The 12,018-nt window shown below is 47.3% G+C and carries 14 protein-coding genes; 13 read left to right on the top strand and 1 reads right to left on the bottom strand.

Annotated elements, in window-relative coordinates; translation table 11 throughout:
* Positions 1-208 precede the first annotated feature (208 nt).
* The 8 genes from B3729_RS09255 to B3729_RS09220 all read left to right on the top strand — a co-directional run bounded on the left by B3729_RS09255 (position 209) and on the right by B3729_RS09220 (position 6,343).
* Positions 209-910 carry a BrnT family toxin gene (locus B3729_RS09255; RefSeq protein ID WP_286787677.1) on the top strand — a complete coding sequence of 234 codons (702 nt, stop codon included), beginning with the start codon at positions 209-211 and terminating at the stop codon, positions 908-910.
* A gap of 90 nt (positions 911-1,000) precedes the next feature.
* Positions 1,001-1,660 (top strand): DUF4145 domain-containing protein, encoded by a 660-nt coding sequence (locus B3729_RS09250; RefSeq protein WP_286787676.1) that lies wholly within the window; start codon positions 1,001-1,003, stop codon positions 1,658-1,660.
* A gap of 83 nt (positions 1,661-1,743) precedes the next feature.
* On the top strand, positions 1,744-2,169 hold the full coding sequence (locus tag B3729_RS09245) for a hypothetical protein (protein ID WP_286787675.1): 426 nt from the start codon (positions 1,744-1,746) through the stop codon (positions 2,167-2,169).
* Entirely contained in the window at positions 2,166-2,597 is a 432-nt protein-coding gene (locus tag B3729_RS09240; protein WP_286787674.1) for a hypothetical protein, read from the top strand. The genes B3729_RS09245 and B3729_RS09240 overlap by 4 nt, the downstream gene beginning before the upstream one ends.
* Before the next feature lie 110 nt (positions 2,598-2,707).
* Positions 2,708-3,346 carry a hypothetical protein gene (locus B3729_RS09235; RefSeq protein ID WP_286787673.1) on the top strand — a complete coding sequence of 213 codons (639 nt, stop codon included), beginning with the start codon at positions 2,708-2,710 and terminating at the stop codon, positions 3,344-3,346.
* Positions 3,336-4,043: a class I SAM-dependent methyltransferase gene (locus B3729_RS09230; RefSeq protein ID WP_286787672.1), complete on the top strand. Its 708-nt coding sequence runs from the start codon at positions 3,336-3,338 to the stop codon at positions 4,041-4,043. Before B3729_RS09235 ends, B3729_RS09230 begins: the two co-directional genes overlap by 11 nt.
* 1,238 nt (positions 4,044-5,281) lie before the next feature.
* Complete coding sequence (locus B3729_RS09225) at positions 5,282-5,818, top strand: hypothetical protein (RefSeq protein WP_286787671.1); 537 nt, start codon at positions 5,282-5,284, stop codon at positions 5,816-5,818.
* Between the two features lie 72 nt (positions 5,819-5,890).
* The gene (locus tag B3729_RS09220; RefSeq protein ID WP_286787670.1) at positions 5,891-6,343 is read left to right on the top strand and encodes a hypothetical protein; all 453 of its coding nucleotides are present in this window, start codon (positions 5,891-5,893) and stop codon (positions 6,341-6,343) included.
* A 668-nt stretch (positions 6,344-7,011) separates the two neighbouring features.
* Here the strand turns inward: B3729_RS09220 and B3729_RS09215 are convergent.
* Positions 7,012-7,755 carry a class I SAM-dependent DNA methyltransferase gene (locus B3729_RS09215; RefSeq protein ID WP_286787706.1) on the bottom strand — a complete coding sequence of 248 codons (744 nt, stop codon included), beginning with the start codon at positions 7,753-7,755 and terminating at the stop codon, positions 7,012-7,014.
* 328 nt (positions 7,756-8,083) lie between these two features.
* On the opposite strand from B3729_RS09215, the gene B3729_RS09210 reads away from it, so the two are divergent.
* From B3729_RS09210 to B3729_RS09190, 5 genes are all read left to right on the top strand, one after another.
* A complete protein-coding gene (locus B3729_RS09210; protein ID WP_074824014.1) occupies positions 8,084-8,509 on the top strand; it encodes a hypothetical protein in 426 nt (141 codons plus the stop codon).
* 57 nt (positions 8,510-8,566) lie between these two features.
* A complete protein-coding gene (locus B3729_RS09205) occupies positions 8,567-9,037 on the top strand; it encodes an NUDIX hydrolase (protein WP_150347096.1) in 471 nt (156 codons plus the stop codon).
* A 216-nt stretch (positions 9,038-9,253) separates the two neighbouring features.
* Entirely contained in the window at positions 9,254-10,672 is a 1,419-nt protein-coding gene (locus B3729_RS09200; RefSeq protein ID WP_244322602.1) for a glycoside hydrolase family 28 protein, read from the top strand.
* A gap of 90 nt (positions 10,673-10,762) precedes the next feature.
* Positions 10,763-11,479: an rRNA pseudouridine synthase gene (locus B3729_RS09195; protein ID WP_286787669.1), complete on the top strand. Its 717-nt coding sequence runs from the start codon at positions 10,763-10,765 to the stop codon at positions 11,477-11,479.
* A gap of 46 nt (positions 11,480-11,525) precedes the next feature.
* Positions 11,526-11,987 (top strand): DUF1456 family protein, encoded by a 462-nt coding sequence (locus B3729_RS09190; protein ID WP_150347094.1) that lies wholly within the window; start codon positions 11,526-11,528, stop codon positions 11,985-11,987.
* Positions 11,988-12,018 lie beyond the last annotated feature (31 nt).

Here is a 12,018-nt window from a genome sequence, read left to right as displayed (position 1 = left end):
AAAGAATGAGGCTTATGTATGCTGCGTAGGAATTCTGATTTTCTCTATTTCGCTAATGTCCGCCTTAGGCCAGTTCAAGGTATAACAATGCGCTCAACTGTCGCTCATTTCGTTCGCTGGACTCGCAAAAGCTACGCTTTTGCTCGCCCGTTAGCTTAATCGTTAGGCAAGGCGCGTAGTACACGAAAATCACAAGGAGGGCACTGATTTGAACGAATACAGAGTCTCATCAGAAATAGAGCATATTTTTAAAAATATGCCCGAAACCGAGCTAAGCCTAAAACTGAAAGTTCTAAATCTACCCCAAGAACGGGAAGGAATTCTTAAAGAAATATTAATCGGGAAGAAAAGGCTAGATATAGCCGACGAGATTGACATAAAAATCTATGCTTTAAAAGCGTTATTTCCCGACTCACAAGACTCACTTAAGCTTAAGGAGACAATCTTTTCGAATTCCGGACTTTGCCAATATGACCCCGCAAAGAATGGCCAAAACATAATAAAACATGGAGTTTCCTTTCGGGAAATCGTGAGCTATTCAACCCAATTCGGAACGCTAATGGTTCCGTGCCCAGAAACAAACAATGAGCGTAGAATCATAATATTTTCTGACCTTTCTATAGATAACAGAAAATATCATTTAAGTCTTCCTCTGGAGACATCAGAAACACGATCTAAATTTTACACATTAACAGTCGCCCAACAAATTCCTGCCGGTTTCAGATTCATCTCATCAAGAATCATTAGCAGGAAAAGGTTTGCGAAAACCATGAAAAACGCCTTTAAAAATATATACATTGACAACCCTGAACAAAGACAGGACTTTATTAATCATTGCATTGAAATATTAAGGCACCATTTGTTCGAAAAAACCACAACCAGAAATAAGAGTGACTTTCAAAAAGCCTAACAATTGGTCCAAACCGTTCGCTTCGCTGACTGGGACGGGCTAAAGCCCGCCCCTTAACCAAACGTTAGGCTCGCAAAGGGAAATTGAAGAATGACGAAGCTTTTTGAAAAAAGGTTCTCCGAGCTAGAGTCGCAAGTCATTTCAATTGAGGCAACAAAGCAGCGTAGGCATAGCGAATACTCTGGAAGTTACGACCATATTGACGACAATCTGATTTTGAACTGGCAGGTTAAAGTAAAAAATCTGTTATCGAATCTCTGTGGAGAAGACTCCCAGCACTTCACCGCCTTTATAGAGGCAGGAAAAGCCAGTTCCTTCACTAGCAACTTCACCATATTGCAGCAAATGAAAGCTGTTTTTATGGCCGCCAAAGAAGACTTTGAAGGCGGCTACTTAAACTCAGTGAGAAATCTGGTTCAGGCAGAGGTATTTGATAATGAGCTAGACCAAGCAAAAGAACTTTTAAGTTCGGGGTATGCGGCGGCAGCTGCAGTTATTGCTGGAGTAGTTCTAGAGACATCACTCAGAAATTTATGTAGCGACAACGGAATACCTTTCGGCAAGCTCGACAAAATGAACGCAGACCTTACAAAACAAGGCATATACAACAGCCTTATTCAAAAACGAATAACTGCCTTAGCAGGTATTCGCAATAGTGCAGCACACGGAAAAACAGATGAATTCAACAAGGACGATGTGAACTCAATGATCAATGAAATTGAAAGATTTGTTGGATCAACATTAGCGTGAGCAAGCCTAACAACTGGTTCAAGCCGTTCGTTTCGCTCACTGGGACGGGCTAAAGCCCGCCCCTTAACCTAACGTTAGCATTTATGACACATATATCGAAATACCATGGAACATCCAAGCAGACTGCAAGTGAGTTACAAAATGGAATGATTGACCATACGAAAGGCGGTGGCGAGCTTGGGCAAGGTTTTTATCTCGGTGATCAACTATGGGTCGCAAAGTCTTGGGCGCACAATCGCCATGCAATGAACTCAGCAGTCCTCAGGGTTGATATTCCAGATCCAAAATTTAACGCTCTTTCCCTAGAGTTGCTCTCTCGTACGGAGGCACTGGCACTCCGAAAGGAGATAAAGCAGATGAATGCGACAAAAACGTATTTACATGGATTTGACGTTGTTTGGTCGCCAATCGTTGGTACGACAAGGGTTGAAGCAGATCAGTACAAGTACGAATCAAAGAATGGGGAAGATCTACTGAATAGCGCCTGTTGCACTAAGGTCCTTGTATGAAAGTTCATTACCTGTGCCGTCCCTTGCACGACTCGTTAAACTTCGTTTACGCAACCGAACTTCCACCCGATTACTATGCTCCTGGCACATTCTGCGTCGAAGCATCAAGTGCCAGCGGGAAGCTTTCTGAATCATTCAAATTCCCAGCACGAATGAAAGAACGAATTATTGAAACAAAGCTTACCAAAGTAAATTCCCGTACCTATGCTGTCGCGCTTGAAGAGCTGAGTATAAAATTCTTTTTTAAAATTATTAGCCTTGATAAAACTGCAAGATATGTAGGGGGCGAACCTAACCGATTTGAAGGTTTTCGACTATTTCGGGTTCAGCCAGCGAACACGCATCGATTAGAGCAAGCATGCCTCAATCATGATTTTTACTTTATCGGGTTCGGCTCTAGTCTCGAATCGCAGCAGAGTTATGGCTAACAAATGGTTCAACCGTTCGCTGCGCTCACTTGGGACGGGTTAAAGCCCGCCCCTTAACCAAACGTTAGAGCTCACGTCGTCTTGGGCATTAGCTTCATTAAAGGAATGAAATGCAAAACCTCGTAAAACATACGCTTTATCTTTTTCTATGGATTACTGGTCTAACCGCTGCTATGACGCTAGCAGGAATTGGCTATGCTTGGTTTTTCTCGGAAGCAAAAGAACTGCCCCACTTAGAATGGCTAATAGGCTCTGTGATTATAGAGGTGGTTGCAGTGATCATTATGCTTGCTAAAAAAGGATTGAAATATCTTCCGGATACACAAACCGATAAAGAGCCAAAAGACACCCTTAAGTTTATGGAGAGTTTTATTTCTACGGGCACTAGTGCAACTGTTGTGAGCAACAGGGTGTCATGGTTGGTAGGTGACGATAAACTTATATCAATCCTTCAATCAAAAATTGAAAAAGGCACCCGCATTGAAATTATCACGCCAAATGAAGTCCCAGAGTCACTTAGAGAAAAGCTGAATGGCGCATCTTTTATTATCACAAAAGAAAGTGTTTCACCTGAAGCTAGATTTACACTAGTGAATGGAGACCGTAGTGGCGCTGAAAAACTCGCCATTGCTCGTGGCGTTCACCCTGATCACGAGATTACAATTTTTGATAACAATTCAGGCCCCCAAATAATTGCAATGGCAAAAGACATAATTAGAAAATCCAAGGAGTTGTCTAATGCCGCATAGGTGGTGTAACTCGGCACAAATACGTCGGGAGCAAATCGAGTCAGGAGCAGACTTAACATTCAACGAAGTGTTTAAGCCGCTTTTAATTAGTCGAATAAAGAGTCTTTCACCTAGCAATGTTCTGGAGGTGGGCGCTGGCACTGGCCATCTTTCAAAAGAATTATTTGAATTAGGGTTTTCTGTTACAGCAATTGAGCCTTCCGCCGGGATGTATGGGGTTGCAGAAGACGTTTTGTCTTTAACCGATGTGAAATTGTTGAACTGCACTTCATTTGAGCTAGAGAAAAATGAGCTTTTTGAGGTTGCTTTCTCTCATCTTGTCACACACGTTGTTGATGACCTTGACGCGTTTTTTGAATCGGTCGGGCAACACCTGAAAGCTGGCAGTCATTTTATTTTTTCAATCCCTCACCCCTGTTTTTATAATGAATACAAGGGTTTTTTCGGAGACGAATATAATTATATGACCCCAATGACCAAGAACGTGTCATTTACCATTACTAAAGATTCACAGAATATAATAAGTGGAGTGCCATACCATCACAGACCGCTATCGGAATACTTCAATAAGCTGGTTGTATCTGGTTTCGCTATTGATGGCTTTGACGAAACGTATCCAGAAGATGATATACAACTAAAATATGGCGCCAAATGGAAGTCCCCGAGATACTGTGTGTTTACGTGCAGAAAGCTCTAACAAACGCATGTTGTCGGACTGGTTTTCCGCAGCGCTCCAAACCAGCCGCAAATGCGGGCGTTAGGCTATCGAATGCCATTAAAACCGCTGAATATACCGCTACATAAAAGAAGCCATACCGGCTTATGGCATATGCTCGCGTGCATACCGCTAGCCATAATCACCGTAAGGCCGAGTGCCATCGAAAACTGGCTCACCTCAACACTTTTAGTGTTCCCAGTGCTTTGGTTTGTATTCGTTGGTCCTAAATTCCTAGACTGCTGGATAAGGCATAGCCGATATAGCTTCCTTTCTTGGATTATCTTGGCATTGAAGTTGGTATTGTTTTTCTGGGTAATTAAAATTGCCGAGCCGTACACCGCTTCGCTCCTGAGCGAGTGGCTAAAAGCCTAACAACTGGTTCAAACCGTTCGCTTCGCTCACTGGGACGGGCTAAAGCCCGCCCCTTAACCAAACGATGTAGTCAAAAGCATTACGTCGGAGTCTCCATGGAAGGACCAATGACCGCCTCAGCTACTACTCTTTTCCTACCTTCACTATCCTCTCTACAACGCCACTTTGGGCCGTACGAATCAGCTCAGTCAGTGAATTGCCCCGGCCATCAGCTACGTACTTGTCGGCATTAAAGAGCTTCGTCATCGTAGAGCTAACACGCGCGGCGTTTGGGTTAGTACCGCAGCCTAACCCATCATCCAATGGTATGACCCGCCCCGTTAATCAAAGCGTTAACAGTCAGTATGGATACCTCGACATGGAAAACCAGGGAAAGATGCATGGCTGCCGTTTGGCTCCTATACGCATTTACATTAGTAACAACAATTTATCTAAAGCAGCAAGTCCCTCCCTGCAAAGCTTCAACCCTCTTACACGTCCAATTAGTTAATCTCAAACCTTAAACCTCTTATTGCAACTACTTAAATAATTCATTAAGAATTTTATACAAGCTCACCAGCACCTCTTAGCAACTTAATTATTTAACGCAGCGTTATTAATCATAGCAGCATATGACTTAGCGGTTTTCTAAGATACAAACCAGATCACTTATTGCTTTCGCAGGAAGATACTAAAGCATGCCTTTCGAACTAGAAATAAAACAAAACATGAAAAGAGTCATCGCGCCTTTTGCGCATAGCTTTTTAGGCTAAAAATAGACAACCGAACAACCAACCACCCCACGCTGGATTTTATTTATGCGACATTTGTTAGCGCTAATATTGGCAACCCTAACTGGGTGCTCAATGATTCCTTATGAAACACCAGAAGCTCGCACAAAAATAGAGCACGACTTAGAAATCTCGCCACAGGAAATTATCGGCATTACTGAAACGAATTGGTGTGCATATAATTATGGCGACCCAGCTCAATGCCGGGCGACCCAAGGTCTAGGAGTACTAACAACAAAAGGCTTAATCCTCAGCCTTTATAAAAGCAAAACCTACCATCATGCTTTTACATTAAAAGCTGAAAATATCCGCTGCACGTACACTTTTACCAGCAAAGACACCCCTGAAATATTTTACGCCTTTACTGACAGTCAAACCTTCATGCTGGCTCCAATAACCCCCGGCGGCCAAATGAATTTACCAATGAAAATAAAAATGTATGACTACTTAAACAAAAAAGGTGCAAGCAAGCTAGTCGGGAAGAATATTTCCTTTACTAAAAATACAGGCGAGCGCGAGTATAGTGGTTCAATCATGATGGTGGGTAACACACCTGTACCATATGCCACGTCTGACTCAATCCATAGAGTAGTCAATCCTTGTTCAACATAACAAATACTTCAAGTCACCCACTTAGCTCTTTATAACCGCCCTTTATACTATTTAACCTATATAAGTGGAATTATGAATCACAAAACTATCACTCTAATTAAATGGTTATTCCTTGTAATTGGTATTGGTCTGTTGATCGGTGCGGTAACCGTGCAATCAAACGATGCCCTTCCGCTACTCCTTCTTGGCCTTAGCTTTGCAGCCATAGGCGGCGGCATCATTGGCTATGGCTGGTGGAGTACAAGAAAGGAAGCCTTTCTCCGTCAACATGGCCACCTAATTCAAGCTGATTTTCAGCGAGTCGAGTTAAACCAAGCTTTGGAAGTCAATGGATCTAACCCTTTCCGCATCATCGCCCAATGGCACGACGCTGAGAATAACCAGTTATTCGTCTTTAAGAGCGTTAATCTGTGGTTTGATCCGAGCAACTTTGTTCAGGACCGGAAGATTCCCGTCTACGTAGATCTGAGCAATCCATCTAGATACCACGTTGACACTTCATTTCTTCCGAAGGTTCGAGGCTAGACCTTAATCCTTTCACGAGCGGACAAACAACGGCAAGCTGCTATTTGTCCGCTCATGACAAACATTAATATGCATCATGCTAATCAACGCATATGGTTTAACCATAAGCTTTCCAGTTAACTATTGCCCCTTACAGCAACTCCGTCGAGTCAATTAATAAATTTTTAGAAGAGAAAATAAATCGGAGCAACTAAGAGCGGGGACAATTTTTATTTAACTAACGCAACACATAGAGTAAGCAACAGAACCTTTTAAAAACACCAACTCATAAGAAGAGCGCATAGCCCTTTTATGAAATATTGCCAACCACCGCTCGAAGGAAGCGCTCAGGCGTGCTGGCAGAGATTCATTTAAGAGACTAATCACATTGAACTCCCTGTCAGACATTAACAAGGTCAACGACTTTAGGTATTTTCTAGCCCTACCACCATGACATCTTTTAGAAAGATGCATTTACCAACAGGGTACAGTGCAAGAGCGCTTGAAGGCTTGAGACTGCTCGTTTAGAAAAAACCTCAGAGTCTACTAAAGCCGGGGGTTCTCGATCTGTTAATACTAGAAAAAGAAGCGTAGGTATAAGCTGCTGCGCTATTCTCAGAGCAGTCACTGCAACTCTACTGTGCTACAAGACAAAAATGATGTCACAGATGATTGCCCTTTCACTCTCATCAAATCTTTACACAAACAAAAATCGCATTCCCAGAGGCCCTATCCCAAGGGATGATCTTCTCATAATCATGTTCCAGAACATGAACCTCAAAGTACGGCTGCAATAGCGCCTGTAATTCATCAAAACTTACAGCCACCATAGGGTGTTCGTCGTGCCATACCTGTCGTTCATTCTCTGTCGTTTTTTCGATGCGAAGTTTTAGTGATTGTCGCTCGCCCTCTCCCCTGTAATTCCAGCATGAGCTGAAGTTAAATAAGCCGTCAGGGTGATTTGCGGCATGAGATACAAATGAGTTGTTGTCGATAGTGTTCTTGTCGACTGCGTTGAAGCAGAAGATGCCATGATCGGCCAATGCGCCATATACGCTGGCGATACAGGCCTTCAGCCTTTCAACACTTGCGCTGTAATGAATGGAATACAAAAAGCAGGTAATGAGGTCGACCGGCTCTTCTACCGTGAACCTGCACATGTCCTGCAAGGAAAACTGAGCTTCCGGGCAGCGAATGGATGCTCTATCCAGCATAGGCTGATTGATGTCGAGCCCAGCGCTTTGATAGCCAGCATCAATAAAATGCCGAACATGCGGCCCTGTTCCGCAGGCCAGATCGAGATGCCTGCTTCCGCCATTTCCGAATAACTGATGCAACCGATGAACACAGTGGCTTTGCGCCTGATAGTTGATATCGGCGCACATGAGATCGTAGTAACCCGACAGATCGGTATAAAGGGCGTTGCCGGGCATGATGACCTGATTTGAGTACAGCGTTAAGGGGCGCGCATCATATCCGAAGCGGGTCATCGTAAGAATGGGCGCTGTGGAAGTAAATCGGCCTCTACGGGCCTATTGTGCGCGATAGCGAGCTTGACTCGCATCGCTTGGAGCGCTCAGAGCAGCATGCTAGATGCTTTGCTGGCTTAACGTTTAAAGAATCTGTCATCCACGCCCTATACCGTAACCTTGGTAAGCAGCGCGTCTCCAGATCGTGTTCAGGCAAGAAGTGTTGAAGCCCTCTCCTTCACTCAAGCTTTATATCACCTAGGAAACGCTCCGCCTCAACAGGAGAGCCAAGATGACAAGGAGCGCTGATGCCCCTTCGAAAGATCAGCTTATTCGTGACCTTACCAAGGCCCGTACCGGCCTGATCCACACCTATGTAATGCATGTTGTGTGGTTTGTGGTCATGTGTGTGTTCTTCACGTTGCAGTGGGAAAAGCACGGTATGCAGGCGTCAGTTCTGCTTACACTCGTCACGCTTCCACCTGTGCTGTTCTACACCGTGCGGGTTCACAGGCTCTGCCGCAGCATTGATCCCAAGGCGCGTACGGTCGGGCTGATGACCGCGTTGATCACAACGTTTGTGTTGAGCCCTTTTGAATCAGGACTGGTTCTTCCAGCCAAGAACCTGATGGCTGCAAACAAGATTCTCAAGGCTCATCAGCAGGTGACGACTTTGGCTCCTGTCGCCAAAACAGCCAAACAGCTGGGGCAAGCCTGAGCGGTCTACCTTTACCAGATACCATGCCCGGCTCTTACCCGACAAAGGCAATGACTCATGATCTCTGTCGATATTGACGGCTACCGCTTCCATGTACGCGCAGCGGCCGTTGTGGAACACGACAACCATATTCTGCTACACCGAGGCGTGAATGACTCATTTTGGGCATTACCTGGAGGCCGGGTTGAGCCAGGTGAAAACGCCCAGGCCACACTTGTTCGCGAAATGATGGAGGAGCTTGACGAGCCTATCGTTTGTGGCGAGCTACTATATTTGGTTGAAAACTTCTTTGATTACCTAAACCAGCCAAATCATGAAATCGGCTTGTACTTTCGCGCTCAGCTTCATAGCCACTCTGCCCTTCTCGATAAGTCGCGTACCCATAACGGCACTGAGGCTGGAACATCATTAGAGTTTCGATGGTTTCCCAGGGCATCCCTTCGTGATGTAGACCTGCGCCCTGCCTTTTTGCGTGAGTCGCTTTCCTTACCGACGCTTAACTTTCAGCATGTTGTGCAGCGAGGTTAAAACCTGCTTGGCTATACCCTTTCTTCCCTGAGTAACGTGTACGATTGGTCTTGCACTCACTTGGCTTGCCCGGTAAACCGTGCCACCCCACCATTTCACTACCTACCTTAGTAGCCTTATAGGCTCGCGCCGCTTCGATTGCGTCTATAGTGGAAGAGCCGTGTATCGCGGCATCACCTGAAGCAAACAACTCGAATAAGGAATTGCTGAGTGAGCATGTTTAGTCGACGTCGTATTCTGGCGTCCATGGCAGGAGGGGCTGCTGGCCTCGCGCTAATCAATCTTCAAGGGTGCTCGTCGTTCGGGTCAGGCGGTTCTGGCCAGACCAACGATTGGGCCATGGCCGATGCGATCCGCCGCAAGACCACCGTCCCCCGCTTTCCAAACGTAGACTTCGATATCCGCCGCTATGGCGCGGTAGGCGATGGTCGTACCGATAACTCCAAGGCTTTTGCCGCCGCTATTCAGGCCTGTTCCGCTGCTGGCGGTGGTCGGGTACTGGTAACCGGTGGCGATTACCTGACCGGCCCCATCCACCTCAAGTCCAACATCAACCTGCATATCGAAGAAGGCGCAAAGATTCGCTTCATTACCGATCCCAAGGCTTATCTGCCTGTGGTGTTCACTCGCTGGGAAGGCATGGAGCTGATGGGTTATTCGCCGCTGATCTACGCGTACCGCCAAAAGAACATTGCCATTACCGGCAAGGGCGAACTGGACGGCCAGGCTGACCGCACTACGTGGTGGCCCTGGAAAGGCAACAAGGAGTGGGGTGTGGAGGGCTATCCTTCTCAGGATGCCGGTCGCGAAGCGTTGATGAAGGACGTGGAGGCTGGCGTACCACCAGAGCAACGGCTGTATGCCGAAGGCTACTATTTCCGTCCACCTTTCGTGCAGCCTTACCTATGCGAGAACGTGCTGATCGAGGATGTGCGCATCGTACGGGCACCCTTCTGGCTCTTGAACCCAGTGTTGTGCGAAAACGTGACTGTGCGCGGCGTGCACCTGGAAAGCCTGGGCCCGAACTCGGACGGCTGCGACCCTGAGTCCTGCCGCAACGTAGTGATCGAGAATTGCTTCTTCAATACCGGTGACGACTGCATTGCCATCAAGTCCGGACGTAATGCGGATGGACGCCGGATCAATCGACCTGCCGAGAATATTGTCATCGCCAACTGCAAGATGGAGGCAGGCCATGGCGGTGTCGTAATTGGCAGCGAGATCTCGGGCGGCGCACGAAACATCTTTGTCGAACATTGCAGCATGAGCAGCCCTGATCTGGAGCGCGGTATCCGCTTCAAGACCAACTCCATACGCGGCGGCGTAATCGAGCATATTCGCTATCGGGATATCACCATTGGTGAGGTCCAGAATGCGATCGTCATAGACTTCCACTACGAGGAAGGCGATGCCGGGAAGTTCGACCCAACGGTGCGCGATATCGAGATTCGCAACCTCGTCTGCCAGCGTGCCGATCAGGTATTTCAGGTTCGCGGCTTCGAACGGGCACCCATAAAAGACCTACGACTGGTGGATGTTCATTTCCAGAAGGCAGGTGGCATTGGTGTGCTTGAGCACGTGGAGGGTCTGACTGCACAGAACGTCACCATCAACGGGCAACCGTTTACCAGATAGCGGCATAAGATCAGGGCGGGTCGGATAAGTCCCGCCCTTTTCGTGCATCCCAGGTAAACTAGTCTTCTTTTCTGACGTTTGCCTCTCCTCATGACTGACTCCATTCGCCTTTCTAAACGCCTCATTGAACTGCTGGGCTGCTCGCGCCGTGAGGCTGAGCTGTATATCGAAGGGGGTTGGGTAACGGTCGATGGCAACGTTATCGACGAGCCGCAATTTCAAATTCACGCCGAAACGGTGGCATTGCTACCAGGCGCTTCAGCTACCCCGCTGGAGCCTGTAACGTTTCTGGTGTACCAGCCCGCTGGTATTACCTCACTGCCAGACGCTGACAAGCATCTGCTTAGCCGTGAAACGCACTGGGCGGAAGACCCAAGCGAGCGACCGGTGCTCAAGGGGCATTTTGCTCGCTTAAAGCCAGGGCTGGCATTACAACCCGGCGCGGAAGGGTTGGCGGTTTATAGCCAGGACTGGCGGACGCTGCGCAAACTGACTGAAGATGCCGCCAAGCTTGAGCAGGAATATGTCGTTGAAGTCAGCGGTGAGATGGCGCAGAACGGGCTGGAACGCCTCAAACGCGGTCATACCCATAAAGGCCAGACACTTCCCGCCTGCAAGGTCAGCTGGCAGAACGAGACACGCTTGCGTTTCGCCATGAAGAATCCCGCACCTGGAATCATTCAGCGCCTTTGTGAAAGCGTTGGGCTAAAGGTAGTCAGCATGAAGCGTCTGAGAATAGGCGGCGTTTCGATGGGCAAGCTCCCCTTGGGGCAGTGGCGCTACCTTTCACTTCAGGAGCGCTTCTAACCGCGCTGCCCTTTACGTCTTTCACGCTTATCCAAGGATCACCCGCATGCTCAATAACGATGTATTACGCAGCGTTCGCTACATGTTGGATATCAATGACCGGAAGGTTGCCGATATCTTTAAACTGGCTGGCAAAACGGTCAACTCAGATGACATTACCGCCTTTCTCAAGCGAGATGATGAGGCAGGGTTCGAGCTGTGCCCGGACGAGTTGATGGCCAGCTTTCTGGATGGTCTGGTCTTCCACCTACGCGGCAAGGATGAGAGCCGCCCTGCCCCTCCGCTTGAGCTGCCGGTTACGAACAACCTGGTGATGAAAAAGCTACGCGTAGCTTTCGAACTCCGGGAAGAAGACATTTTGCAGATTTTGCAGTCCGTAGACTTCACTATTACCAAGCCAGAGCTCAACGCTGTGTTTCGCAAGTTTGGACACAGCAACTACCGCACCTGTGGCGATCAGTTATTACGAAATTTCCTGAAGGGCCTGACGTTACGCGTGCGAGGCTGACCTACCCGTAGCAACCGTATTCCGCCTTATG

Source organism: Pseudomonas sp. UBA3149 (genome assembly GCF_002364655.1).
In the GTDB taxonomy this organism is placed as follows: domain Bacteria; phylum Pseudomonadota; class Gammaproteobacteria; order Pseudomonadales; family Pseudomonadaceae; genus Chryseomonas; species Chryseomonas luteola.
The sequence above is the reverse complement of the archived record's forward strand: the minus strand, read 5'-3'. Positions and strand labels throughout refer to the sequence as shown.